This window comes from Streptomyces sp. P17, assembly GCF_032436805.1.
GTDB lineage: Bacteria > Actinomycetota > Actinomycetes > Streptomycetales > Streptomycetaceae > Streptomyces.
The window spans coordinates 81440-107666 of record NZ_JAVRBF010000021.1 but is presented as its reverse complement, the minus strand read 5'-3'; the positions used below and the strand labels follow the sequence as shown (position 1 = coordinate 107666).

General features: G+C 70.3%; 19 protein-coding genes and 3 pseudogenes. 11 read left to right on the top strand and 11 right to left on the bottom strand.

Translation table 11 applies throughout. The features are described from left to right. Positions 1-60: 60 nt before the first annotated feature. The gene (locus tag RMT89_RS16080) at positions 61-249 is read right to left on the bottom strand and encodes a hypothetical protein (protein WP_315884442.1); all 189 of its coding nucleotides are present in this window, start codon (positions 247-249) and stop codon (positions 61-63) included. A 572-nt stretch (positions 250-821) separates the two neighbouring features. Between RMT89_RS16080 and RMT89_RS16075 the strand changes: the two genes are divergently transcribed. From RMT89_RS16075 to RMT89_RS16040, 8 genes are all read left to right on the top strand, one after another. Continuing rightward, positions 822-4472, top strand: a complete 3651-nt coding sequence (locus RMT89_RS16075; protein ID WP_315884441.1) for a nitrate- and nitrite sensing domain-containing protein — start codon at positions 822-824, stop codon at positions 4470-4472. Positions 4473-4481: 9 nt separating this feature from the next. Then, positions 4482-4895 (top strand): roadblock/LC7 domain-containing protein, encoded by a 414-nt coding sequence (locus RMT89_RS16070; protein ID WP_023546525.1) that lies wholly within the window; start codon positions 4482-4484, stop codon positions 4893-4895. A 111-nt stretch (positions 4896-5006) separates the two neighbouring features. Next, complete coding sequence (locus RMT89_RS16065) at positions 5007-5405, top strand: DUF742 domain-containing protein (protein ID WP_285513623.1); 399 nt, start codon at positions 5007-5009, stop codon at positions 5403-5405. Further along, positions 5386-5961: an ATP/GTP-binding protein gene (locus tag RMT89_RS16060; protein WP_046258886.1), complete on the top strand. Its 576-nt coding sequence runs from the start codon at positions 5386-5388 to the stop codon at positions 5959-5961. Before RMT89_RS16065 ends, RMT89_RS16060 begins: the two co-directional genes overlap by 20 nt. 378 nt (positions 5962-6339) lie before the next feature. Continuing rightward, entirely contained in the window at positions 6340-9543 is a 3204-nt protein-coding gene (locus RMT89_RS16055) for a nitrate- and nitrite sensing domain-containing protein (protein ID WP_315884440.1), read from the top strand. Between the two features lie 10 nt (positions 9544-9553). Then, positions 9554-9967: a roadblock/LC7 domain-containing protein gene (locus RMT89_RS16050; RefSeq protein WP_004983065.1), complete on the top strand. Its 414-nt coding sequence runs from the start codon at positions 9554-9556 to the stop codon at positions 9965-9967. A 96-nt stretch (positions 9968-10063) separates the two neighbouring features. Continuing rightward, positions 10064-10654 carry a DUF742 domain-containing protein gene (locus RMT89_RS16045; RefSeq protein ID WP_315884439.1) on the top strand — a complete coding sequence of 197 codons (591 nt, stop codon included), beginning with the start codon at positions 10064-10066 and terminating at the stop codon, positions 10652-10654. Continuing rightward, positions 10635-11216, top strand: coding sequence for an ATP/GTP-binding protein (locus RMT89_RS16040; RefSeq protein WP_031224757.1), 582 nt, complete (start codon positions 10635-10637; stop codon positions 11214-11216). The genes RMT89_RS16045 and RMT89_RS16040 overlap by 20 nt, the downstream gene beginning before the upstream one ends. Positions 11217-11866: 650 nt before the next feature. Here the strand turns inward: RMT89_RS16040 and RMT89_RS16035 are convergent. The 4 genes and pseudogenes from RMT89_RS16035 to RMT89_RS45950 all read right to left on the bottom strand — a co-directional run. Continuing rightward, positions 11867-12055: an acyl-CoA carboxylase subunit epsilon gene (locus tag RMT89_RS16035; RefSeq protein WP_315884438.1), complete on the bottom strand. Its 189-nt coding sequence runs from the start codon at positions 12053-12055 to the stop codon at positions 11867-11869. Positions 12056-12101: 46 nt separating this feature from the next. Continuing rightward, positions 12102-13685, bottom strand: a complete 1584-nt coding sequence (locus tag RMT89_RS16030; protein ID WP_315884437.1) for an acyl-CoA carboxylase subunit beta — start codon at positions 13683-13685, stop codon at positions 12102-12104. A gap of 157 nt (positions 13686-13842) precedes the next feature. Beyond that, positions 13843-14070: pseudogene (locus tag RMT89_RS16025) on the bottom strand (hypothetical protein); the annotation flags it as partial. 544 nt (positions 14071-14614) lie between these two features. Continuing rightward, positions 14615-15004: pseudogene (locus RMT89_RS45950) on the bottom strand (hypothetical protein); the annotation flags it as partial. A gap of 214 nt (positions 15005-15218) precedes the next feature. Between RMT89_RS45950 and RMT89_RS16015 the strand changes: the two are divergent. After that, a complete protein-coding gene (locus RMT89_RS16015; RefSeq protein WP_315884436.1) occupies positions 15219-15815 on the top strand; it encodes a YceI family protein in 597 nt (198 codons plus the stop codon). A 218-nt stretch (positions 15816-16033) separates the two neighbouring features. Here RMT89_RS16015 and RMT89_RS16010 read toward each other — a convergent pair whose 3' ends face one another. Then, a complete protein-coding gene (locus RMT89_RS16010; RefSeq protein ID WP_315884435.1) occupies positions 16034-17380 on the bottom strand; it encodes a hypothetical protein in 1347 nt (448 codons plus the stop codon). A gap of 80 nt (positions 17381-17460) precedes the next feature. Then, positions 17461-20463, bottom strand: coding sequence for a carbohydrate binding domain-containing protein (locus tag RMT89_RS16005; RefSeq protein WP_315884434.1), 3003 nt, complete (start codon positions 20461-20463; stop codon positions 17461-17463). Between the two features lie 105 nt (positions 20464-20568). Between RMT89_RS16005 and RMT89_RS16000 the strand changes: the two are divergent. Both RMT89_RS16000 and RMT89_RS15995 read left to right on the top strand, forming a co-directional pair. Further along, positions 20569-20885 (top strand): annotated as a pseudogene (locus RMT89_RS16000) (glucosylceramidase); the annotation flags it as partial. Beyond that, positions 20885-21295, top strand: coding sequence for a hypothetical protein (locus tag RMT89_RS15995; protein ID WP_315884433.1), 411 nt, complete (start codon positions 20885-20887; stop codon positions 21293-21295). The pseudogene RMT89_RS16000 and the gene RMT89_RS15995, both read left to right, overlap by 1 nt. Positions 21296-21300: 5 nt before the next feature. On the opposite strand, the gene cimA is transcribed toward RMT89_RS15995, so the two are convergent. The 4 genes from cimA to RMT89_RS15975 all read right to left on the bottom strand — a co-directional run bounded on the left by cimA (position 21301) and on the right by RMT89_RS15975 (position 26226). Further along, positions 21301-22905, bottom strand: coding sequence for a citramalate synthase (cimA, locus tag RMT89_RS15990; protein WP_315884432.1), 1605 nt, complete (start codon positions 22903-22905; stop codon positions 21301-21303). Between the two features lie 310 nt (positions 22906-23215). Continuing rightward, the gene (locus RMT89_RS15985; protein WP_315884431.1) at positions 23216-24466 is read right to left on the bottom strand and encodes a hypothetical protein; all 1251 of its coding nucleotides are present in this window, start codon (positions 24464-24466) and stop codon (positions 23216-23218) included. Positions 24467-24599: 133 nt separating this feature from the next. Continuing rightward, a complete protein-coding gene (locus RMT89_RS15980) occupies positions 24600-25199 on the bottom strand; it encodes a TetR/AcrR family transcriptional regulator (protein ID WP_315884430.1) in 600 nt (199 codons plus the stop codon). A 10-nt stretch (positions 25200-25209) separates the two neighbouring features. Continuing rightward, positions 25210-26226: an agmatine deiminase family protein gene (locus tag RMT89_RS15975; protein WP_315884429.1), complete on the bottom strand. Its 1017-nt coding sequence runs from the start codon at positions 26224-26226 to the stop codon at positions 25210-25212. Between the last annotated feature and the right edge of the window lies 1 nt (position 26227).

Below are 26227 nucleotides of genomic sequence, written 5' to 3'. Positions count from 1 at the left end.
TTAAGCGGCTGGAGTCTGACGCTCCAGGCTAACGCGGCCAGGGGCTCGCACCTCGCGGTATTACTCCGCGGCGGTGGCGGCGACCGGCATCTCGTCCAGGATCGTGCGGCGGGGGTTGGCCGTCTGGACCGGGAGGTCGACGGGGTGCTCCGGCTGCTCCGGGGTCTGCAGGTCGTCGGCGCCTTCCAGGTGGGCCAGCGTCGTGCGCCGCGGGTTGGCTATGGTGCGGAACATCGTGGTCGTCTTCACGGTTGTACGTAACCCTGTCGTGTGCGGTGGGCAGAGAGTTGGCAGATTGCGCCCTCTTGTAAAGCGCCAGGCTAAACATGCGATTCCCCGGGGAAGACGTGAAGACCGCATGATCTGCATGTGAGTTTGCTCACGACTTCGTTCTCAAACCGGTCAAATCAGACCCACAACCCACCGCAACGAAACGGACATTGGCCTACTGAAGCCACCATTCCGCTCCTGATCATGGCGACTAGGACACCCCCGACCCCTTGACGACTCGCTCTTGTAAGTCCGTTTTGGGGCGGATCACTTTCTACGCCTGGTGACTCGGCACTCACAAGGTGTCACCTAGGTCACGGCTCGGCCCACGGCCCTTGTTGGAGATCCTGCACTGTGCTGGAATTCCACGGACCGCCGCAGGATCGAGCCGGCGCGCAGGGGCGCAACGCAGCGCCGAGCGGCGGCGGAGGGGGGAGCCAGCGCCGGTCACTCACGACCATCAGGGGACGTAATTCAGGACGTCCCCTACGACGCCGACACCGTCCTTCCGTTCGCGCGGAGGGGCGCCTGGTCCAGAGGTTGCGACGCTAGTGCAGGGACGTTTCAAGAGGGATGGCAGTGCTTCGGCGGAGCCGGAGCTGCACGGCGGGACTGGCCCCAATGCCGGCAGTCCCTCGCCCCAGCACGCCCAGAACCCGGGCCCGTCCGGTGACGGCGCGGGTCGCCCCGGCGCGCCCGGCGGACCGGCTTCGTCGGGCCCCGCGGGCGCCACGACCCCGCCGGTCAAGCCGCCGAAGGGTCCCACCAACCCCGGCCCGCGAATAGCCCTGCGCAACTGGCGCATCTCCACGCGTCTGGTGTCGCTGCTCGCTCTCCCGGTCGTCGCGGCCACCTCGCTGGGCGCCCTGCGTATCAGCGACTCCATGGACGACATGCAGCAGCTCGACAACATGAAGCTGCTCACGGACATGACCAAGCAGGCCACCGAGCTGGCCGCCGCGCTCCAGGAGGAGCGCGACCAGTCCGCCGGTCCGCTGGCGCACGGTGAGAAGGCCACCGGCTACACGGTCAAGGGCTACACCGACAAGACCGACCGGCTGCGCCAGAACTTCATCGACTCCGCCGAGGAGGTCGACACCTCCGACGGCAACCTCCAGGGCGTCCACGACACCCTCGTCGGTGTCGTCCGGAACCTGCGCACCCTGAGCAGCATCCGCCGGGACGCGTACCAGGCGGACGACAACTCCACGCAGACGGTCGAGGCCTACCACCGGCTGATCGAGAACCTGCTGGGCCTCTCCCAGGACATGGCCGAGGCGACCAGCAACCCGGACATGATCCAGCGCACCCGCGCGCTCGCGGCCTTCTCCTCCGCCAAGGAGTACGCCTCGATCCAGCGCGCGGTGCTCGCCGCGGCCCTGCCGGAGAACACCAAGTCCGCCGGCAACCTCTCGGACAACGACCGGCTCTACGCCCAGTCGGCGCTGGCCAGCCAGACCTCCGAACTCGCCAGCTTCAAGGCCATCTACGGCGGTGAGGACGCCGCCGAGCTCCTCAAGCCGGTCGAAGAGGGCAACTCCACGATCCAGGCCACCGACACCTACGGCGACCGCGCCATCACCAGTGGTCTGGCCACGGTGGACCGGCGCTCGTACAAGGACTGGGTGGACGACAGCTCGATCAGGATCGAGCAGATGGGCAACATCGAGCGCACTCTGCTGGAGCAGATGGAGCAGAAGGCCCGCGAGCTGCGCAACGACTCGGAGCGCGACGCGATCATCTCCGGTGCGCTGATCCTGCTGGTGCTCGGTGTCTCGCTGGTCGGCGCCTTCGTGGTGGCCCGCTCCATGATCCGCTCGCTGCGCCGCCTGGAGGAGACGGCCACGCGGGTCGCCTCCGACCGTCTGCCCGAGCTGGTCAAGCAGCTCTCCGAGTCGGACCCGCAGGACGTCGACACCTCCGTGGAGTCGGTCGGTGTGCACTCCCGGGACGAGATCGGCAAGGTGGCCGCGGCCTTCGACGACGTGCACCGCGAGGCCGTCCGCCTCGCCGCCGAGCAGGCCCTGCTGCGGGGCAACGTCAACGCGATGTTCACCAACCTCTCGCGCCGCTCCCAGGGTCTTATCCAGCGTCAGCTCTCGCTCATCTCCGAACTGGAGTCCCGCGAGGCCGACCCGGACCAGCTGTCCTCGCTGTTCAAGCTCGACCACCTCGCGACCCGCATGCGCCGTAACGGTGAGAACCTCCTCGTTCTCGCCGGTGAAGAGCCCGGCCGCCGCTGGACCCGACCGGTCCCGCTGGTCGACGTGCTCCGCGCCGCCGCCTCCGAGGTGGAGCAGTACGAGCGCATCGAGCTGGCCTCCGTGCCGACCACCGAAGTGGCCGGCCGTGTGGTCAACGACCTCGTGCACCTGCTCGCCGAGCTGCTGGAGAACGCGACCTCGTTCTCCTCCCCGCAGACCAAGGTGAAGGTCACCGGTCACGCGCTGCCCGACGGCCGTGTGCTGATCGAGATCCACGACACCGGTATCGGCCTCTCCCCCGAGGACCTCGCGGCGATCAACGAGCGGCTCGCCTCGCCGCCCACCGTGGACGTCTCCGTCTCCCGCCGCATGGGCCTGTTCGTGGTCGGTCGGCTGTCGCAGCGGCACGGCATCCGCATCCAGCTGCGCCCGTCCGACTCCGGCGGTACGACCGCGCTGGTCATGCTCCCCGTCGATGTCGCCCAGGGCGGCAAGAAGCCCGCTCCGGGCAAGCCCGGCCAGGGCGGCCCCTCGTCCGGCGGTCCCGCCGCCGCGCAGGCCGCCGCCGGTGCGGCCGCCGCCCGTCGCTCGGCCGGTCAGGGCGGTGCCCTCGGCGCCGGTGCGCCCGGCGCGGGTGCCCTGGGTGCCGGTGCGCCCTCGGGTGGCCGGCTCGGTGCCGGTCAGGGACCGCGGGCCGCGCTGCCCGGCGCGGGCGGCCGTCCCGGTGCCCCGCGTGCACCGCAGGGCCAGGGCGGACCCCAGGCTCCGCCGTCCCCGGCCGGCTTCGGCCAGGCGCCGGGCGCCCCGCAGGGCCTGCAGGCCGCGGGCACCGGTGCGCAGCAGGCTCAGGACTCCTTCGGTGGCGGCCGTCCCGCCTCCGCCTCCCCGCAGCAGGCCCCGAACACGGGCGCCGAGAAGAGCGGTGGCGGCCGTCGTGGCCGTCGGCCGCAACTGCCCGGCGGCCGTGGTGGCCCGCGCGCCGAACTGCCGGGCGCCAGTGCCTCGCAGCCGCGCACCCCGAGCTGGAGCGACGAGAACGCCCAGCCGTCGGTGCCGCGCGCCTCGCTGGACACCCCGCGCGGGCATGACGAGCAGGACCCGGCACAGACCTCCCGGATGCCCCGGATCGACGACCGGCAGGGCCCGGGCGCGACCACCGAGATGCCGGCGGTCCCGCGCGGCGACGGCCGCCAGGCCCCGGCAGGACCTGCCGATTTCGGCTCCTACGACTTCCCGCAGAACACGGGCCAGTACCCGCGCCCGACCGTTCCGCAGGGCCAGAACACCGGCGAGTTCGTCCGCCCGGACGTCTACGGCTCGTCCGGCGGACAGCCCACGGGCCAGTACCCGGCCCCGCAGGGCTACGACAACGGCTCGACCGGACAGCACCCGATGCCCGGTCGGCAGAACCCGTCCGGCACGGGCCAGTTCGAGCGGCCCCAGCAGGGCGGCCCGGCCGACTTCGGCGCCCCGCGCCAGCCGGCCCCGCAGCGTCCGCAGCAGCGGCCGAACCGTCCCGAGCCCGAGGCGCTGCCGCCGGCAGCGGGTCCGGGTGACGGGCGTACGCCGCTGTACGACACGCTGGAGACCAACTGGTTCCACGGCCAGCAGGGACAGCAGGGCCAGGGCCAGCAGCCCAACGGCACCGCTGCCACGCCGGCTCAGGCACCACAGGCTCCGGCACCCCAGCGATCCGCCAACACCGGTTCCTGGCGCAGCTCGCCGAACGACGATCTCGTACGGCAGGCAGAGCGCGTCCGGCAGCCGGCCGCGGGCGGCGTCACCACCTCCGGCCTTCCGCGCCGGGTGCCCAGGGCGAACCTCGTCCCGGGCACGGCTCAGCAGCAACAGCACCAAACCGGTCCGCAGGTCTCGCGTGCGCCTGATGACGTGCGCGGGCGGCTGACCAATCTCCGTCGGGGCATCGCGCAGGGTCGACAGGCCGGTACCGGCCAGACCGGCAGCTTCCCGAGCCCCACTCACCAGCAGGAGCGTTAGTTGAGCCCGATGAGCCAGGCGGCACAGAACCTCAACTGGTTGATCACCAACTTCGTGGACAACACCCCTGGGGTGTCCCACACCGTCGTCGTGTCCGCCGACGGCCTCCTCCTGGCGATGTCGGAGGGATTCCCGCGTGACCGTGCCGACCAGCTCGCGGCCGTAGCGTCCGGACTCACCTCGCTGACGGCCGGCGCCTCCCGGATCTTCGAGGGCGGCACCGTGGCACAGACGGTTGTGGAGATGGAGAGAGGATTCCTCTTTCTGATGTCCGTCTCCGACGGCTCGTCGCTCGCCGTACTCGCGCACCCCGAGTGCGACATCGGCCTCGTCGGCTACGAGATGGCGCTACTGGTCGACCGCGCGGGTGCGGTGCTCACGCCCGACCTGCGTGCCGAGCTGCAAGGCAGTCTGCTCCACTGACCGACCTCGGATCCACCCGTCTCACCAAATCACCGTCAGGCCGCCACAGTCCCCCCACCGGCCCCGTCAGACGGCACGACTGACCAACTTGCTGTCCCGCCCGGAGGATTCATGACCCCGCCCAACGCCTCTCATGATCCGTACGCGGAGCCGTACGAGGATGAGGGCGACCAGCCGCTGGTACGTCCGTACGCGATGACCGGCGGCCGGACCCGGCCGCGCTACCAGCTGGCCATCGAGGCCCTGATCAGCACCACGGCCGACCCGGCAGCGCTCATGGGGCTGCTCCCGGAGCACCAGCGCATCTGCCATCTGTGCCGTGAGGTCAAGTCGGTCGCCGAGGTCTCGGCGCTGCTGGCGATGCCTCTCGGTGTGGCCCGGATCCTCGTCGCGGACCTCGCGGAGGCCGGGCTGGTCGCCATTCACCAGCCGGGTGGCGACGAGAACAACGGCGGTGCACCGGACGTGACACTGCTCGAAAGGGTGCTCAGTGGACTTCGCAAGCTCTGACGGAGGCCGGGCGACCACCTCCGCGAAGATCGTGGTGGCGGGTGGCTTCGGCGTCGGCAAGACGACGTTCGTCGGCGCCGTCTCCGAGATCAACCCGCTGCGCACGGAGGCCGTGATGACGTCCGCGAGCGCGGGCATCGACGACCTCACCCACACCGGAGGCAAGACGACCACCACGGTCGCCATGGACTTCGGCCGCATCACGCTCGACCAGGATCTGATCCTGTACCTCTTCGGTACGCCCGGTCAGGACCGCTTCTGGTTCATGTGGGACGACCTGGTGCGCGGCGCCATCGGCGCGATCGTCCTGGTGGACACCCGGCGCCTGGCCGACTGCTTCCCCGCGGTCGACTACTTCGAGAACAGCGGGCTGCCGTTCGTCGTGGCGCTCAACGGCTTCGAGGGGCACCAGCCGTACGCGCCCGAGGAGGTGCGCGAGGCCCTGCAGATCGGCCCCGACACCCCGATCATCACGACGGACGCCCGGCACCGCTCGGATGCGAAGAGTGCGCTGATCACGCTGGTCGAGCACGCGCTGATGGCACGCCTGAGGTAGCTGATCAAGTCGGTAGCCGCGTACGGCAGTTGTCGTAGATGTCCCGGAGCCGGCTGTGGCCTTTGACACGGTCGGCTTCGGTGTTCATAACGTTTCGGCAGAGGAATCGGGTGGTACCGCCACGCGTCGCGGTCAACCGGTCTCGCTGCGCGCACGAAGGCCCCGCCTTTTGGCGGGGCTCGCTCTTTATGACCGTTTTATCTGGGGCTTGCATCACGTGGAAACCGCACTTCCCACTGTTTGGAAGTGCGCTGGTCCACGTGCTGGAATGCCTGAACTGCCCATTAGTCAATGACGTACTCATCAGTCGATGGCGTACTGGGCTCTGAGACACTGCGGCACAACGTTGGTGCCGACCGCCGGAAGGTTGTTGGTCGAGTGAGGCGAAGCAAGAACGGTCCCGAGCCGTCGGCCCGGGGCAACTTCACCCCGCCGCCGCGCGGAGCGGCGCCCGCCCCTGTGCCCGGATCCGAACCAACGGCCGCGCCGGCTCCAGGCGGCGGCCGTATGTCTCCGCGCAACTGGCGGGTGCCGACCCGGCTGAACGCGATCCTGCTCATACCCGTGCTGGTCGGCCTGGTCATGGGCGGCTTCCAGGTGAAGAGCTCGATCGACACCTGGCAGGAGGCCGAGGACGCGGAGAACACCGCGCGTGTGGTGCGGGCCTCCCTCAATTACTCGGACGCGCTGTACAACGAGCGTGACATCTCTGCGGCGCCCCTCCTGCTGAACAAGGACAAGGACGTCGTCACCGCGGCCCGCAAGAAGACGGACGCCGCTGCCGACGCCTTCGACGAGGCGGCCCGGAGCATGCCGCAGAAGGCGGGCCTGGAGCGCCGCCTGTCGCTGTTCCGCAAGGGCGAGCCCAAGCTCGCGACGCTGCGTGAAGAGGCGTACACCACCAAGCGTTCCGGCGTGGAGACCCAAGAGGGCTACGTCGACATCGCGCACCCGCTGACCGAGTTCGCCAACGAGCTCGGCCTCGGCACCGGCAACATCACCAGCTACGGCCGTACGGTCTACGCCTTGGAGCTGACCAAGGCGGCCCTGTCGCTCCAGCGCTCCATCGGCATGCAGTTGCTGGTCGCGCCCGGCCCCGGCACCGGCAGCTTCGCCAGCCAGCGGGTCGCCCTCACCTCGTACGCCTACCTGGAGGGCATCGCCATCCAGGAGTACATCGGCGGTGGTACCGAGGCGGACGCGCAGAAGCTGAAGGACGCCGAGGCGGACATCAGGGCCAAGGGTGCGGCCATGGCCAAGGAGGCGGCCCAGAAGGCTGCCGCCGAGGGCAAGGAGTACGTCGCCCCGCCCGCCAAGACCACCACCATGGTGGGGCTCATCGCGGGTCTGAAGAGCACCGACCCCTCCGAGCGTCTGGCCCTCGCCCAGAAGGGCGTCACCGCCGAGAACTGGTGGGCGGTCAACACCCTCAAGTACGAGGCCTACCGGCAGATCGAGTCGGACATGGCCGACAAGGCGGTGAACGAGGCCGCGGCGATCGCCGACGACGCCAAGCGTGACACCTTCATCGTGGGTGCCGCCGTCGTGGTCGCCCTGCTCGCCGCGTTCATCCTGGCCGGCATGGTGGCCCGCCAGATGAGCCGCGCGATGCGCCAGCTGCGCAACGCCGCCTTCGGCATCGCCGAGCAGCGGCTGCCGATGCTGGTCGACCAGCTCTCGCGCACCGACCCCGGCCGCGTCGACACCCGGGTCGCACCGATCCCGATCACCACCACCGACGAGATCGGCGAAGTCGCCCGCGCCTTCGACCAGGTCCACCGCGAAGCCGTCCGGCTCGCCGCCGAGCAGGCCCTGCTGCGGGGCAACATCAACGCGATCTTCACCAACCTGTCGCGCCGCAACCAGTCGCTGATCGAGGGCCAGCTGACCCTGATCACCGACCTGGAGAACAACGAGGCCGACCCGGACCAGCTGGAGAACCTCTTCAAGCTGGACCACCTCGCGACCCGTATGCGCCGCAACGGCGAGAACCTCCTGGTCCTCGCCGGCGAGGAACCCGGCCGACGCTGGGACCAGCCGGTCCCGCTGGTCGACGTGCTGCGCGCCGCCTCCTCCGAGGTGGAGCAGTACGAGCGCATCGAGCTGTCCGGCGTCCCGGAGGCCGAGATCCACGGCCGCGCGGTCACCGACCTCGTGCACCTGCTCGCCGAGCTGCTGGAGAACGCCACCACGTTCTCCTCGCCGCAGACCAAGGTCCGCGTCACCGCGACCCGTCTTCCCGACGGCCGTGTGATGGTCGAGATCCACGACAAGGGCATCGGCCTGACAGCCGAGGACTTCGCGGACATCAACCACAAGCTGGCCAACCCGCCGACCGTGGACGTCGCGATCTCCCAGCGCATGGGCCTGTTCGTGGTCGGCCGGCTGTCCGACCGGCACGGCATCCGGGTCCAGCTGCGCCCCTCGGGCGAGCAGGCCGGTACGACCTCGCTGGTCATGCTGCCCGACGCGATCACCCACGGTGGTGGTGGCGAGGCGGCCCCGATGCAGGACGAGTTCACGGTCTCGCAGATCATCCCGGAGCAGAACTTCCAGGGTGAGGACTTCAACCGTCAGCCGATGCGCACGGCGGCCGAACTCGGCTTCGACGACAGCCGCTACACCGAGGTCCCGGACGACATCCGCGAACTGGACCCGGTCGGCCGCTCCCTGATGCGCGAGGAGCGCCGTGCGGCCCTGGAGGCCCAGGCGCACGACCCGGAGGGGCCCGGGAACACCGCGTACGACGAGTTCACCGGCCAGCAGGGCTACGACGGCACCGGCACCAACGGCCACGGCGGCTTCCCCGAGCAGCAGGGGGCGTACGACCCGCAGACGGCGTACGAGGAGCAGCAGCGGCCGTCGTACGAGGAGCAGTACTACGCGCCGAACGGTGGCCTGCCGCAGAACGACACCTTCTCGTCGAACGGCGGCTACCCCGAGCCCGGCTATGCGGAGCCCGCTCAGGAGGAGTCCGCGGCCGCGCACCAGTCCGCCCGGGAGTCCTTCCCGGCCTTCGAGGAGCGGCGCTACCAGGATGACTGGCCGCAGCAGAACGACTACCGCAACGGCTACCCGGACCAGTACGCTCCGGAACCGGAACCTGTGCAGGCCGCTGACACACATGAGCGCGACCGCGTAGGCTTCGACCGTCCGGGACCGGCCCCCTCCGCCGCCCACGAGCTGACCGACGCCGGGCTCCCCCGCCGCGGATCCACCCCGAGCGGCACGAACGGCGCGCGGCCCGTGAGCCAGGAGACGCCGGCCCCCGCGGAGACCCCCGCCAACGACGACTGGCGTTCGGCGAACGACGATCGCTGGCAGCAGGCGGCCCAGCTCCGCAAGCCCAAGGCGGGCGGAGTCACCTCCTCCGGTCTGCCGCGGCGGGTACCCAAGGCCAACCTGGTCGAGGGAGCCGCCGAGACCACCCCTCAGGGAGGTCCACAGATCTCCCGTGCTCCCGAGGACGTCCGGGGCAGGCTGAGCAACCTGCGCCGGGGAGTCCAGCGGGGTCGCAGTGCGGGAAGTGAAACGAACGGCCAGGGCTTCGGTCCTGACAGCACCTACAACCAGGAGCGTTAGTGTGAGCCCGATGAGCCAGGCGGCACAGAACCTGAACTGGTTGATCACCAACTTCGTGGACAACACCCCCGGGGTGTCGCACACGGTGGTGGTCTCCGCCGACGGACTCCTTCTGGCGATGTCCGAAGGCTTTCCGCGCGACCGCGCCGACCAGCTCGCGGCGGTCGCCTCCGGTCTGACCTCGCTGACCGCCGGTGCCTCGCGCATCTTCGAGGGCGGCAGCGTGAACCAGACGGTTGTGGAGATGGAGAGGGGATTCCTCTTCATCATGTCCATCTCCGACGGTTCGTCGCTCGCGGTTCTTGCCCACCCGGAGGCGGACATCGGCCTCATTGGGTACGAGATGGCCCTTCTGGTGGACCGTGCCGGTACGGTCCTGACGCCGGATCTGCGTGCGGAGCTCCAAGGGAGCCTTCTCAACTAACAGACAGACGGTGCGTTTTGGCGTCCCGGGGCCGTAAGGTTTCGGGACGCGGCTCCACATTGATGGGTGCCAGGCACAGTCGGAGGAGGAGAGAAAGTGGCAACACCCCCAGACGGTTCGTCATCGGGCAACTGGTCGTACGGCCCTGCCCAGGGCCAGAACGACGGTTCCCAGAACCGGTACAACTTCCCCTCCGCGCCGAGCCAGCGGCGGCAGCAGCCGTACGGACAGCCGCAGGGCCCCCAGGGCCCGGGGCAGTCGCCGTACGACCAGCCGCAGGCACCGCGCATCCAGCCTGTGCAGCCGCAGCGACGTGCCCCTGAGCCGGCGCCCGCCGGGGCGTCGAACAACCCCCTGGTGCGCCCGTACGCCATGACCGGCGGCCGGACGCGCCCGCGCTACCAGCTCGCCATCGAGGCACTGGTGCACACCACCGCGCAGCCGCACCAGATGCAGGGCCAGCTGCCCGAGCATCAGCGGATCTGCAACCTCTGCCGGGAGATCAAGTCGGTGGCCGAGGTCTCGGCCCTGCTCACGATCCCTCTCGGCGTGGCCAGGATCCTCGTCGCCGACTTGGCGGAGGCGGGCCTGGTCGCCATCCATCAGCCCGGCGGCGACGAGAACGCCGGCGGCCAGCCAGACGTGACACTGCTCGAAAGGGTGCTCAGTGGACTTCGCAAGCTCTAGCGGCGGTCCTTCCCGCTCCACCACCTCGGCGAAGATCGTGGTGGCGGGTGGCTTCGGCGTGGGCAAGACCACGTTCGTCGGGGCCGTTTCGGAGATCAACCCGCTGCGCACAGAGGCCGTCATGACGTCTGCTTCGGCAGGCATCGACGACCTCACCCACACCGGAGACAAGACGACCACGACGGTCGCCATGGACTTCGGCCGTATCACCCTGGACCAGGACCTGATCCTGTACCTCTTCGGTACGCCCGGCCAGGACCGCTTCTGGTTCATGTGGGACGACCTGGTACGCGGCGCGATCGGCGCGGTGGTTCTGGTGGACACCCGCCGTCTGGCCGACTGCTTCCCCGCGGTCGACTACTTCGAGAACAGCGGGCTTCCCTTCGTGATCGCCCTCAACGGCTTCGACGGCAACCAGCCGTACAACCCGGACGAGGTGCGCGAGGCCCTGCAGATCGGCCCCGACACCCCGATCATCACGACGGACGCCCGCCACCGCGCGGACGCCAAGTCGACGCTGATCACGCTGGTCGAGCACGCGCTGATGGCGCGCCTGCGCTAGTTCTCGCACCGCGGCACGATCCGCTTGCGGCCCTCGTTTCTCCTGTGGGAGAGATGGGGGCCGTTGCATTTTGGCGAGGGGGTGCTGCGATGAGCGCTCAGTTCGTGGCGGCGGACCTCTCCGGTACGAGGCGCTGCTCACGGCGGACGCCCGGCCCGCCGAGCTGATCCGAAGGATCACCCGGGCGGTACGGCCGCCAGTGGGCTTCGACGAGGCCGAAAGCAGCCTGTAGGAACGGCTGTTCACGGAGAGCGTGGAGTGCTACGGCGGATCGTGCGCAGTCCGCCGGTGCTCGAGGAGCGGGCGGCGACGGGCACGGCGTGGCGGCGTGCGGCGCGCACACTGCCCCGGCTGCGGGCCGATATGAGCGACTGGGAGGAAGTGGCCGGGGAGGGCTACGGGATGCGCGTGGAGGCGGCCCTGCGCGGTTCCTCGCGGGTGCTGCTGCGAGGCGAGGCGGGTCGGACCGAAGGTCAATCACGTCGGCCTGCGGCACATAAGGCCGGACACCGGCCTCACGGCCCTCGGCGACTGCTCCCATCTGGGGATCCCGGAGCTGGAGTTGCGTGAGCCGGGACTGCCTGATGCCGGACGACCCCGGCGCCCTGGACTTCCCAGGGACCGAGGTCGTCATCCGCTGAACTCGGGGCTCAGCGCCAGCTGTGCGGCGCCCGGAACCCAGGCTCGCGCTCCAGGCGGCGCCAGCCCGCCTTCGCTCGGCCTCGGCGGGCCGGAGGCGTCGGCCGGGCGGCCGCGCGGGCCATCAGGATCGCCGTGATGGCGGCGACTTCCTCGGGCTCGGCATGGCCCTTCTCGACGCGAATGTCAGGGAGGTTCATGGGTGTCAGTCTCCGTGAGAGAGGTTTCCGCAGCGGTACCGGCGGGTTACTGCGGGGGGTTGCCGTGCTTGCGGGACGGCAGGTCGGCGTGCTTCGACTGGAGCATCGCCAGCGAGCGGATCAGCACCTCGCGGGTCTCCGCCGGGTCGATCACGTCGTCCACCAGGCCGCGCTCGGCCGCGTAGTACGGGTGCATCAGCTCGGACTTGTACTCCTTGACCATGCGGGCCCGCATCGCCTCGGGGTCCTCGGCCTCCGCGATCTGACGCCGGAAGATGACGTTGGCGGCACCTTCGGCGCCCATCACGGCGATCTCGTTCGTCGGCCACGCGTACGTGAGGTCCGCACCGATGGACTGGCTGTCCATGACGATGTACGCACCTCCGTAGGCCTTGCGCAGGATCAGCGAGATCCGCGGCACGGTCGCGTTGCAGTAGGCGTACAGCAGCTTCGCGCCGTGGCGGATGATTCCACCGTGCTCCTGGTCTACACCAGGGAGGAAGCCAGGTACGTCCAAAAGGGTGAGAATCGGGATATTGAAGGCGTCGCACATCTGGACGAACCGAGCCGCCTTCTCCGAGGCCTCGATGTCCAGGACGCCCGCCAGGGACTGCGGCTGGTTGGCCACGATGCCGACGACCTGGCCGTCGAGCCGGGCCAGCGCGCAGATGATGTTCCGCGCCCAGCGCTCGTGGATCTCCAGGTACTCGCCGTCGTCGACGAGCTCCTCGATGACCTTGGCCATGTCGTACGGCCGGTTGCCGTCGGCCGGGACCAGGTCGAGCAGGACGTCGCTGCGGCGGTCCGCCTCGTCGGTGGACTCCACGCGCGGCGGGTTCTCGCGGTTGTTCTGCGGCAGCAGCGACAGGAGGTAGCGCACCTCGGCGATGCACGTCTCCTCGTCGTCGTACGCGAAGTGGCAGACGCCGGAGGTCTCGGCGTGCACGTCCGCGCCGCCGAGGCCGTTCTGGGTGATCTCCTCGCCCGTCACCGCCTTGACCACGTCGGGGCCGGTGATGAACATCTGGGAGGTCTCGCGGACCATGAAGACGAAGTCCGTCAGGGCGGGGCTGTAGGCCGCGCCGCCCGCGCACGGGCCGAGCATGACGCTGATCTGCGGGATGACGCCCGACGCCTTGGTGTTGCGCTGGAAGATGCCGCCGTAACCGGCGAGGGCCGAGACGCCCTCCTGGATGCGGGCGCCCGCGCCGTCGTTGAGGGAGACCAGCGGCGCGCCCGCCGCGATGGCCATGTCCATGATCTTGTGGATCTTGGTGGCGTGGGCCTCGCCCAGCGCGCCGCCGAAGATGCGGAAGTCATGGGCGTAGACGAAGACCGTGCGGCCCTCCACCGTGCCCCAGCCGGTGATGACACCGTCGGTGAACGGCTTCTTGGCCTCCAGGCCGAAGCCCTGGGCCCGGTGCCGGCGCAGCTGCTCGACCTCCTGGAAGGAGCCCGGGTCGAGCAGCAGCTCGATCCGCTCCCGGGCGGTCAGCTTGCCCTTGGCGTGCTGCGCCTCGGTCGCCTTCTCGCTGGGACCGGCCAGTGCCTGGGCACGGATCTCGTGCAGCTCGGCGACCCGGCCGCGCGCGTCCGTGGGCTCACCCGTCGTCTCTTCCAAAACGGTCATGTAGTGACCTTACGAAGCCCACCAAGGAAAGCGGGCCGTCGACTCCGTACAGTCTCCGGCCCGTTTTCCTGGTACCCCTGAACAGAACCACGACGGAATGCAGCCGTTCCGACTGCTCAGGGGGCTTTCGGCTTGTAGAGGTCACACAAAGTGGCCAGCTGAGAGCCACCTCACATTCATGGCTCGCACATGCCATCCCAGGAGTGACAAGGACGCGCAGTCGGCGGCCTGTGGAGATCACCTCGACGGTGTCGTCGGCCCGGATCACCGAGCGCACCGGACGGTCCCGGACGATCTCCAGGGGCGCGCCGGTGCGCGGTGGCTCGCTGACCGAGAGGGTAGCGGTCCGGCCGTGGCGGCGGACCAGGACGCTCGCCCCCGCGGATGCCCCGCAGGAGATCGGCGAGCAGGCTCGCGTCACCGGTCGGTCCGGTGCCCCTGCTGGAGGCAGGCCTGGGCCATCGTCCACAGCCGGCTGTAGCTCTGGGTGATGCCGGACGGGTGGGCCAGAGCGAGGTGGCGATGGGCGCCATGGTGGTGTGGAAGCCGCGGGCGAGCGTCCAGGTCTCGGCCGGGCGGGAGGCGTACGGCTCGGCCGTGGGGTCGTAGCCGCTCCCGGGGGTGAGGTCGAGCCAGCGGCGCCGCAGGACGTCGTAGGGACCGGGGGTGCCCGCGCTCGCCGCGGTGAGCAGAAGGGGCCGGCACTCCGGGTCCGCGGGGGTGGCGTCGGTGATGTCGGCGAAGACGTCGGCCGTGCGCGTGGAGTCGTTGTCGAGGCGGGTGAAGGCCGTCGACTCCCCGGGGCCCGCGGAGATCAGGTCGTGGCCGGGGATGTCGAGGCGGGTGAAGGCCGTCGACTCCCCGGGGCCCGCGGAGATCAGGTCGCGGCCGGGGATGTCGAGGGTGCCGAGCCGGAAGGCGGGCGGGTCCCGGACGGCGGTGATCCGGAAGGCGGTGGCGCGGCCGGCGACGGTCAGGGTGGCGTCCAGTTCCACGCCGTCGAGGTCCGGGAGGACGAGGGTGTACGCGGCCGAGGTGCCGGTGACAGTCGGGGCACCCTTGACCTGAACGTCGTAGGACGTGCCGTTGAGGGTGATCCGGGTGACCGGGCGGGTGCTGCCGGTCAGGCGGGCTCCGGTGGCGCGGTCGGCGCAGGAGAGCACGCGCGGAAGTCGTCGGCGACGGTGACGGCGAGTTGCGGGGAGGCGATGACCGAGGACGCCTCGGCGGCGGGGGGGTGCCGGTGGCCCGAAGAGAAGGCCAACGGCCAGCAGGGCTACGGCGGTTGAGGCGAGCGTGGTGCGCGTTCTTCGCGTCATGGGGTCTGGCTATCGGCGGCGCCCGAGGCCGGTCAACGAAGTCGGGGGCCCGGGTCACGGCAGCTCAAGACCGCCGTACGGAAGCCCAAGCGAGGAACATGCAAAGTGACCCGGTAAACACTCTGGGAATGTTGTTGAAATCCGAACGGAATGGGTCTACCGTCGTCGGTGTTGGTTAGTTCAATGTTCAACATCATCTCCCAAGGAGAACGCCATGAGCATCCTCGGCCGCAAGAACACCGTCGAGACCCCCGCCGCCGTCAACCCCGAGCTCGCCGCCCTGACCGGCGACTACACCATCGACGCGGCCCACACCACGCTCGGCTTCGTCGCCCGGCACGCCATGGTCACCAACGTCAAGGGCAAGTTCCTGGACTTCAGCGGCTCGCTGCACCTGGACGGCTCCGACCCCTCACTGTCCACCGCGTCCCTGGACGTGAAGATGGACAGCATCGACACCGGTTCCGCGGACCGTGACGGGCACCTGAAGAGCTCGGACTTCTTCAAGACGGACGAGTTCCCGACCATGACCTTCCGCTCCACCAAGGCGGAGGCCCTGGGGGGCGACGACTACCGCATCACCGGTGACCTGGAGATCCTCGGCACCACCAAGCCGATCACCATCGACCTGGAGTTCAACGGTGCCGCGAAGGACCCGTTCGGCAACGAGCGCGTCGGCTTCGAGGGCAAGGCCGAGATCCTGCGCTCCGAGTGGGGCCTGACCTGGAACGCGGCCCTGGAGACGGGTGGCGTCCTGGTCTCCGACAAGATCAAGCTGAACTTCGACATCTCGGCGATCCGCAACGCGTGACGCCACCGCGTCGGCTCCCCCGCCGCTCCCCCGCCGCATCCCCTGAGCGCGCCCGCCCTCCCGAGAGGGCGGGCGCTCGGCGTTGGCGCCCGGCATCCGGCGCGACGGCTTCACGCGGCGCCGGTGAAGTCCACGTCGGCCGCCGGCAGGACGCGGATGCCGCGCCCGTTCTGCCGCACCGCGACGGGCCCGGCATCATGCCGGGCCCGTCGTGCCGCTCAGAATCCTCCGCCGAAGTCCCCGCCCCCGCCGAAGTCGCCGCCGCCGAAGCCGCCGGTGAAGTCGTCCGAGGCGAAGTCGGCGCCGGAGACATCGCCGCCCTCGTATCCGCCGCCGAAGTCGCCGTAACCGGCGCCGTAGTCGGCGGCGTAGGCAGGGCTGGCCATCATGCTGCCGAGCATGGTGCCGATGAGCAGGCCGGGAAGGATGCCGCCGCCGAAGTAGCCGCCGGCCCAGGGGCCGTAGGCCGGACCGGCCTCCCAGTACGGGCGGCGGGCGCCGGTGTCGGTGGTGACCTCGCGGATCACCGGGTCCTGGCCGTCGGCGAGACGGGCCCGGTCGGCCGCGCAGACCGGGACCTCGCGGGTGGGACCACCGGTCGGCGTCCAGGTCACGTCAGCGACCGACGGGCCGTGCCGGGGGTCGAAGAAGCACGGCGGCCGGCGTTCGGGCAGCGGGCGGCCCTCGCGGCGGGCGGCGAGTACGGCCAGCGAGTGGCGGCCGTCCTCCAGGGCCTGGGTGACGGCCTTGACGTCCTCCGGTTTGGTCGCCGCCTCCATCAGCCGCTTGGCCTGTTCATAGGAGTCCAGGGCGTGTTCGTAGTCGGTGCGCATCGCGTCGTCGGCGCCGGGTTCGCCGGGGTGGAAGTCCAGGCGCTCCAGCTCCTCACCGAAGGCCGTGATGTCCTCGTCGACCACCACGCGCAGCTTCTCCAGCGCGGCCCGCTGTTCCTGTTCGTGCATCAGGCGCCGGCGCCGCACCAGGGCGTAGGCGCCCGCGCCGCCCGCCGCCAGCACCACACCGGTGGTGACCAGACCGGCGACCGGTACGCCGTCGTCCGTCGTCGTGGAGCCCCAGGACGACGGGGCCGAGCCGCCCACGTTCTGCAGCGCCGCGTCGACGAAGTCGTTCAGCTGGGCCTTGACGTCGTCGGTGCCCTCCACGGCGGTGACCAGGTTGTCCACCGCCTGGTTGCTCAGCACGGAGGAGTCGGCCTGGGCACCGAAGCGGTCACCGCTGCGCACCGCGTACAGACCGGTGATCCCGGTCTCGGTACGGAGGTTCAGGAAGAGGTCCTGTTCGGGCTGGTCCGCGGGGAGCACCGCCACGAAGACGGGCTTGTCGGCGTCCCTGATCTTGTCGGCGAGCGCCTCGGCGTCCGACGACGACAGTTGGTCGGAGGCGGCGGGCGCGACGTACACGGGATCCTCGCGCAGCGCTTCGGCGACCGTCGACAGATCCGCGGCCGCGGACGCGCCGGGCACACCGGCGGTCAGCGCCGCCAGCGTGGCGGCGACCGGGACGAGGGCCCAGCGCATAAGGCCCCGGAGCAACGGAGTCCTCATACCTCGACGCTACCTGACGAAACGGGCAAACGTACCGGGCCCGGCGGGGGCAATCCCACCGGACCCGGTACCCGGAGCGGCTATGCGGCCCGGTAGGCAGCCGTCAGCTTCTCCACCGCCGCCCCGTACCGCCCCCGGGTCAGCAGCCGGTCCGCCTCGGCGAAGGGCTTGGCGGACGCCGGCGTGACCGCCTTCTGCTGGACGATCAGCCTCGCCTTGGTGACCAGCATCCGGCCCGTCTCGTCGGCACCCGCCCGCTCGGCCGCCGCGGCCGCGATGCCGAGCACCCTGAGGGTCGTGGCGCCGCCCTCCGGCACCTTGGTCAGGGTGGTCAGACCCCAGCCGTAGGGGAACTGCGGATCGTACGAAGGGTCACCGACGTTGATCGGGAGCTGCGCCTCGGACTTCGGCCAGGTGACGGGGAGCTGCCCGGTGAAGGGCCGCTTTCCGTACAGCACATCGGCCACGCCGTCGCCCTCGGTGCCCGGCAGCCAGGAGGCGACCAGGGCGTCGATGTCACCGAGCCGGTCGCCGAGGAGCTGCGGCCGCCCGGAGACGATCAGCACCGCACACTTCATCGCGGCGCACACCTTGTCGACGGCCGCCCGGTCCGCGGCCGACAGCTCCAGGTCATGGCCGTTGCCGACGTCACCGGCGCCCTCGGCGTACGGGGTCTCGCCGACGACGACCACACCGACGTCGTGACCGTCCGTCGGGGCGGAGGCGTCCTTGGAGTACGTCAGCTCGGCAGAGTTCTTCCGCATCGCCTCCAGGACCGTCGTGCCGGGGGTGATGTCGCCGGAGGAGCCCTGCCAGGTGATGGTCCAGCCGCCGGTCTGGTTGCCCATGTCATCGGCGTTGGACCCGGCGACGTACACCTTCTGCGACTTCTTCAGCGGCAGCAGGTTCCGGGAGTTCTTCAGCAGTACCTGCGACTCGGCCGCCGCCTGGCGCGCCACGGCCCGGTGCTCGGCGGAACCGATCTGCGAGGCACCGCTGGTGTCGGCGTACGGCTGCTCGAAGAGCCCCAGCTTGAACTTCTGGGTCAGGATCCGCGACACCGCGTCGTCGACGCGCCGCTCGCTGATGCGCCCGGCCTGCGTCTCCGCCACGAGGGCGGAGTGGAAGTCCTTGTAGGAGTACGGCGCCATGACCATGTCGACCCCGGCGTTGACCGACGTACGGACGTCGCTCGCGTAGTCGCCCGGGATCTGGTCGATACCGTTCCAGTCACTGATCACGAAGCCGTCGAAGTCCATCCGGCCCTTGAGGACACCGTTGATCATGTCGCCGCGGGCGTGCATCTTCACCGGGCCCTGTCCGTCGCCGATCAGGTCGAGGGAGGAGTACGACGGCATGACGGCGCCGACGCCCCGGTCCACGGCCTCCTTGTACGGCGCCAGGTGCACGGCCTCCAGCTGTTGCCGGGTGACCTTGGTGACGCCCTGGTCGATGGTGTACGTGCCGGTGGTGGAGGAGCCGTACTCGGTGCCGCCGTCGCCCACGAAGTGCTTGGCGGTGGCGAGGACCTTGTCGTTCTCGTCCAGGTCCCGTCCGTCCGCGGGGCCCTGGAGGCCCTGGATCACCGTCTCCATGGACTCGACCAGAGCCGGGTCCTCACCGAAGGCCTCGTAGGAGCGGCCCCAGCGCTCGTCGCGGGTGACGCAGAGGCAGGGCGCGAAGTCCCAGGGGACGCCGGTGGCCCGGACCTCGGCGGCGGTCACCTTGCCCGCCTGGTAGGCGAGTTGGGGATCGCGGGTCGCGCCGATGCCGATGTTGTGCGGCATGATCGTGGCGCCGACCAGGTTGTTGTGGCCGTGCACCGCGTCGACGCCGTAGATCAGGGGGATCTGGAAGCGGGTCGCCTGCGCCCTGAGCTGGAAGGAGTCGATCATCTTCGCCCAGGCCTCGGCGGTGTTGGGCGTCGGCGTCGAACCGCCGCCGGAGAGCAGCGAGCCGAGATCGTAGGCGGCGATGTCACCGGGTGCGCTCATCGCACCGCGCTCGGCCTGGGTCATCTGGCCGGCCTTCTCCGCCAGGGACATCCGTCCGACGAGATCGGCGACGCGCTTCTTCACCGGCAGCTTGCTGTCGAGATACGGCAGTCCGTGCGCGTCCACGACGACCTGCGGGGTCTCGGTGGGCGGCTTGGCGCCGGTGACCGCCAGCTTCAGCGGGACCGTCTCGGCGGACTCGGCGGAGCGGTCCTTCAGGGTCGGGACCCGGACGGTGCGGGTGGTGCCGGAGGCGGTGCCCGCGGGGAACGTGACGGCGCCGGTGACCGGGGTGTAGTCCTTGCCGGACTCGGCGGTGCCGCCGCTGGTCTCGTAGGTGACCGTCACGGGTTCGTCGAGGGGCGCGGAGCCGGTCGTGACGACGTTGATCTTCACGGCTGCCGTGTCGCCCTCCTTGACCGGGTACACGGCGGCGTCGGTGGTGACGGACGCGCGCAGCGACTGGTCCGCCTTGCCGTACAACTCGACGCCGTCCATGGCGAATTCGCCCGGCGTGCCGACCGGGAGGGTGACGGCGTAGCCCCACATCTCGGTGAGGCCGAGGACCTGGTCGATGCCGCCGACGGGCTGGTAGTCGGTGCGGTAGACGAAGTCGGTGAAGGGGATCTCGATCTGCTTCCAGCCGCTGAAGTCGTCGGTGAAGGACGTCGTCCACAGCTCGGAGGCCTCGCCGTTGGCGCCGCCGTCCTTCAGCTCGAAGGCGATCTTCTTGCCGTTGTTCCGGCCGTCCCACCAGAAGCGGATGCCTTTGCTCGCCGACCAGTTGTGGGCGGGCTTGTCGAAGGCGAAGTCATGGGTGAAGCCGCCGTAGCCGCTGATGTCGTAGGTGCCGGTGAGGACCTTCTCGCCCTCGGGGGCGTCTTCCCGGGCGCTGAGCTGGAGAGTGGGCGGATCGTCGTTGTCGCTGCCCCAGGTGAAGATGCCCTCGGCGGGCGGGCCGGCGAAGGGGACTTCGCCCTCGAAGCGGTCGACGGGGACGGGTGCGGGTTCCTCCGCCGCGCGGGCCGAGGACAGCGGCACCAGTGCGGCGAGCAGAGCGGTGGAGACGAGCAGGGCGGTTCTTGGCATAGACCTTCCCTCGACTCTCATGTTTCACTCAGGACTTAGATCACGCCGTGAGTTAACTAACGGCCCGCGCACCCGTCAAGACGTCACGTCAGACATTTCGGGAAGGTGAGGCACGATGAGGAGACCCCCCACGTACTCCGGCTGCTCCTGGCCGGGTTGCTCTCCACGGCCGGCTTGACGGCGGCCACCACCCTCGCGCGGGCGGCCGGTGAGCAGGTCACCGCATATCTGACCACGACCGACGACTCCGGCGGACGCCATGTCGTGCGCGGGCTCCAGGCCCAGGCGTCGTTCACCTTCCAGGCCGGCAGCGGTGGTTCGGGCGAGAACATCACCGTCGACGAGAACACCCGGACCAGACCTTCACCGGCGGCGGCGCGTCCTTCACCGGCACCGCGGCCTGGCTGATGGACGGCCCCGGGTGCAGCCCTCGGAACTGCCCCTCGCCGCCGCCTGGCTCGGCGCGGACGGGGAGCCCGTGGCCGCCCTGCGCCGCTGCGGGGACGACCGCGTCGGGCCGCTGAGCCTGCGCGACCTGTCCGGCACCGCAGGCTGGAGGACATCCGAGGACCACGAGAGCGGCAGTACGACGTTCCCCCTGCCCTCGCCTCCGCGCGCCTGGCGGGCGGGGACGAGGGGCCCGCAGTGCTTCCGCCCCGACCGCTCCTACCTGCTCAAGGCCTACGGCGGCCAGGACGGGCTCTCCTCGTACACCATCGTCCTCACCCTCACCTCCGCGGACCTGACCGCCCTGCGGCCCGGTCAGGTCTGGGCCGGCGGACGGGCCATGAGCCTCGGCGAGTTCGAGGAGCTCGCCGAGGACTCGTGCTGAGCGGCCTACGCGGCCGGGGTGACTCCGGCCCGCAGCAACCCGTATGTGTACGCGTCCTCCAGTGCCTGCCAGGACGCCGCGATGACGTTCTCCGCCACGCCCACCGTCGACCACTCGCCCGCGCCGTCGGAGGTCGAGATCAGGACGCGGGTGGTGGACTGGGTGCCGTGGACGCCCTCCAGGATGCGGACCTTGTAGTCGACCAGGTCCAGCTTGGCGAGTTGCGGGTAGATCTTCTCCAGCGCGACGCGGAGGGCGCGGTCCAGGGCGTTGACCGGGCCGTTGCCCTCCGCCGTCGCGACGATGCGCTCGCCCTTGGCGAAGAGCTTCACCGTGGCCTCGTTGGCGTGGCTGCCGTCCGGGCGGTCCTCGACGATCGCTCGCCAGGACTCGACGTCGAAGTACTTCAGGGGCTTGCCCTCGACCTCGGCGCGGAGGAGGAGCTCGAAGGACGCGTCCGCCGCCTCGTAGGTGTAGCCCTTGAGCTCGCGCTCCTTCACCCGCTCGACCACCCGGCCGACCAGCGCACGGTCGCCGCCCAGGTCGATGCCGAGCTCCTTGCCCTTGAGCTCGACCGAGGCGCGGCCCGCCATGTCGGAGACCAGCATCCGCATGGTGTTGCCGACCTGCTCGGGGTCGATGTGCTGGTACAGATCCGGGTCGACCTTGATCGCGGAGGCGTGCAGGCCCGCCTTGTGGGCGAAGGCCGAGACGCCGACGTAGGGCTGGTGCGTGGAGGGGGTGAGGTTCACGACCTCGGCGATGGCGTGGGAGATACGGGTCATCTCCCGCAGGTGCCCCTCCGGCAGGACCTGCTTGCCGTACTTCAGCTCCAGCGCGGCCACCACAGGGAACAGGTTGGCGTTGCCCACCCGCTCGCCGTACCCGTTCGCCGTGCACTGCACGTGCGTGGCGCCCGCGTCCACCGCCGCGAGGGTGTTGGCGACCGCGCACCCCGTGTCGTCCTGGGCGTGGATGCCGAGCCGGGCGCCCGTGTCGGCGAGCACCGTCGAGACGACCGCCTGGACCTGCGCCGGGAGCATGCCGCCGTTGGTGTCACAGAGGATCACCACATCGGCGCCCGCCTCCGAGGCCGTACGGACGACGGACTTCGCGTACTCGGGGTTCGCGCGGTAGCCGTCGAAGAAGTGCTCGCAGTCGACGAAGACCCGGCGGCCCTGCTCCGTCAGGAACGACACCGTGTCGCGGACCATCTCCAGGTTCTCGTCCAGGGTGGTGCGCAGCGCGAGTTCCACATGCCGGTCGTGGGACTTGGCGACCAGCGTGATCACCGGGGCGCCCGAGTCCAGGAGCGCCCTCACCTGCGGGTCGTCCGCCGCCTTGGCGCCCGCCCGGCGGGTGGCGCCGAAAGCGACGAGCTGGGCGTGCCTGAAGTCGATCTCCTGCCGGGCGCGGGCGAAGAACTCGGTGTCCCGCGGGTTGGCGCCGGGCCAGCCGCCCTCGATGAAGCCCACGCCGAAGTCGTCCAGGTGCCGTGCGATGGCCAGCTTGTCCGCGACGGTGAGGTTGATGCCCTCACGCTGGGCGCCGTCGCGCAGGGTGGTGTCGAAGACGTGGAACGAGTCGTCGAGCTCGCTGGTTTCCGTCATGGTCTGAAGGCTCCTGATGAAATGGATCTCGGTCTGTACCGGAATGACCGGCTCCACCATCCCCCAATGATCCCTCGCGCTGCGCCTCCGGCTGAAGGTGGGCCAGAAATGCGAAAAACCCCTCGCGGGTGCGAGAGGTCTGCGCGCGGGTCGAGGACGACGGTGTCCGCCCGCACCTGGTCGTACGTGGCGGTCACTGCGGACCGGCGCGCCTGCTGCCCATAATCATGGCGAACGAGAGCACGGGGGCAGTCTGGCACACGTCACCCCCGTACTCACCGTCCGTCTCAGGATGCGAACACTGCGCTGATCACCGCAGGCGGTGCAGGAACCCGTCGCCCGTGCCGTTGGTGTCGCCGGGGACGAGTTCGGACGACGTCGAGTACAAGGAGAGAAGGCGGCCGTTGCGGTTGAAGTCGATCGGCGCCGCATAGCCCGTGGCCAGCGGTTCGCCCGCCTGCGTGCGGCTGACGAGTTCGGTCCGGCCGGTCCTCAGGTCCCGGACATGGACGTTCTCCGCGACGACGTCATCGCCCGACTTGGTCTCGGTCATGAAGGCCAGCAGGCGACCGTCGGGGCTGAGGAGGCCGCCACCGAGCCCGCCCTGGCCCTCGTGAGTGATCCACCGGGTCTTCCCGGTGCGCATGTCCTTGAGATAGAGCTCCCACGTGTACGCCGGAGCGTCGGGGACCACACCGTCGTCGAAGGACGAGAACGCGACGAGAGAGCCGTCCTCGGAGAGCCTCGCGCCCGCCGGTGACCCGTTGGTGGGTCCGCCCCCGGAGGTGGCGTTCACCAGTTCCTGTTCACCGGTGCGCAGGTCGGCGAGCCACAGCTCGCCCCGCCCGCCGCGCGGGTGCCGCTGCACATAGGCCAGGCGGCTGCCGTCGCCGCTCAGGGTGAGGGACGAGACGTACCACTCCGGCGGGAGGCGGTCGCTGATCCGCTTGGCCTTGCCGGTGCGGCGGTCGACGACGTACGCGTGGGTCCGGCCGACGGCGTCGCCTTCCATCCGCTGCGACGAGGCGGTGAACGTGATGTACCGGCCGTCGCGGGACATGTCGAAGCTGTCGTACGCCGAGCCGGACCCGCCGTCGGCGGCGACGCTGATCCGTTCCGTGCGGCCGGTGCGACGGTCGTGCACATAGACGTCGTACGAGTAGGGGCTGGGCGGGGAGGGCCAGTCGACGAGGTTCTTCGCCGTGGAGACGAAGGCGACGTACCGGCCGTCGCCGCTGATCTCCGCCCGGTGGGTGCCATAGGCCCCGCCTTCCGCCTGCGTCCCGTCCGAGGCCACATTGACCCGCTCGACGGTCCCCCGGCGCAGATCCCGGACGAACACATCGGTGACGCCGTTGGTGTCGCCCGGCACCACTTCGGAGTCGTCGGAGACGAACGCGAGATAACGTCCGTCGGAGCTGAGCGAGTTGCCGCTCGCCCCCTTCTGCAGTTGCTCCCCGGTCGACGACAGCGTCACCCGCTCGGTCCGCGGTTCCGGCGCCGGCGCCGCGGACGTGGCCGACAGCGCGACCATCGCTCCCGCGAGCACAGCGACGGACACCCCACGCATGGTTCTGAGCACGTTTCCCCCGTGATGCTTCTCCCCCGGCCCTTCGCCGAGGGCTTCCATCGAGGCAAACGCACCACGCGGCACGGCGTCAATCCCCCGAATTGAGTACAACCCGGGCGCAGTCTCAGGCGTCCGCGAGCAGGGTCTCCCGGAGGAACTCCGCTACATGGCCGAGAACTTGCGCCCGGTCCGTGCCCCGCAGTCCGATCGCCACATGGATGGAGAAGCCGTCGAGGAGCGCCCTGAGACGGGCCGCGAAACGGTCCGGGTCCACCGGCCGGAACTCCCCGCGCGACACCCCCTCCGCGAGCAGGGCGACCAGGTCGCGGTGCCAGGCGCCCTCGATCGCGGCCTGCCGGTCGCGGGCGGTGTCGTCGGCGTTCTGCGAGCGGTTCCAGACCTCAAGCCAGAGCGTCCAGTGCGGGTCGCGATGGCCGTCGGGGACGTACAGGTCGACGTAGGCATCGAGCCGTTCGCGGGCCGGGGCGGTCCGGGTCAGCAGCCGGCCGCGCTCGGTGCCGAGCCGGCCCTCGCTCCACTCCAGGGTCTGCAGCAGCAGTTCGTCCTTGGAGCCGAAGTAGTAGAGCAGATGCCCACTGCTCATCCCGACCGCACGGCCGAGCGCCGCCATGGTGAGCTTCTCCAGACCGCGCTCGGCGATCATCTCCATGGCGGCGACGAGAACGTCCTCCCGCGGCGGCGCGTGTTTGCGCGCACCGGCCATCCGGCGGCTCCTAGATCTTCGGCTGCTGTTGGGTGATGCAGTGGATGCCTCCACCGCCCGCGAAGATGGTACGGGCGTCCACCAGCGTCACCGTCCGCTCGGGGAACAGCCGGCGGAAGATGCCCGCCGCGATCTCGTCGCGCGGGTCGTCGAAGGCGCACAGGACGACTCCGCCGTTGCAGAGGTAGTGGTTGATGTAGGAGTAGTCGACCCAGTCGCCGTCCTCGTCCCGCAGCACGGTGGGCGCGGGGACCTCGACGACCTCCAGGCGGCGGCCCCTCGCGTCGGTCTGGCCGCGCAGGAGGTCGAGGTACAGCTGTGAGCGGGCGTGGTCCGGGTGGGCGGGGTCGCGCTGGCTGTGCACCAGCACGGTTCCGGGCTTCGCGAAGGCCGCGACGATGTCGACATGGCCCTGGGTGCCGTACCTGCCGTAGTCGCCGGCCAGGCCGTGCGGGAGCCAGATCGCCTTGGTGGTGCCGAGCTTGGCGTGGATCTCCGCCTCGACCTGCTCGCGGGTCCAGCCGGGGTTGCGCCCGGAGCCGAGCTGGACGGTGTCGGTCAGCAGGACCGTGCCCTCACCGTCGACGTGGATCGCGCCGCCCTCGTTGACGAGCGGCGAGGGCAGCACCGGCACCCCCGCCAGGTCCGCGACATGGCGGGCGATCTTGGAGTCGTGCTCCCAGCGGGCCCACTCCTGGCCGCCCCAGCCGTTGAACACCCAGTCCACGGCGGCCAGTTCACGGCCGTCGGTGACAAACGTGGGACCGATGTCGCGCATCCACGCGTCGTCGAGTTCGCGCTCCACCAACTCGACGTCCGGGCCGAGCAGTTCACGCGCCACCTCGCCCTGCCCCGGCCCGTGCACCACCGTCACCGGCTCGAAGCGGCGCACCGCGCGGGCCACGGCGGCCCAGGCGGCGCGGGCCTCGGCCAGCTCCTCGGTGTTGGTGAAGGTGGGGTTGGGGCCGGGCCAGGCCATCCAGGTGCGCTCGTGCGGGGCCCACTCCGGGGGCATACGGAAGGTCATC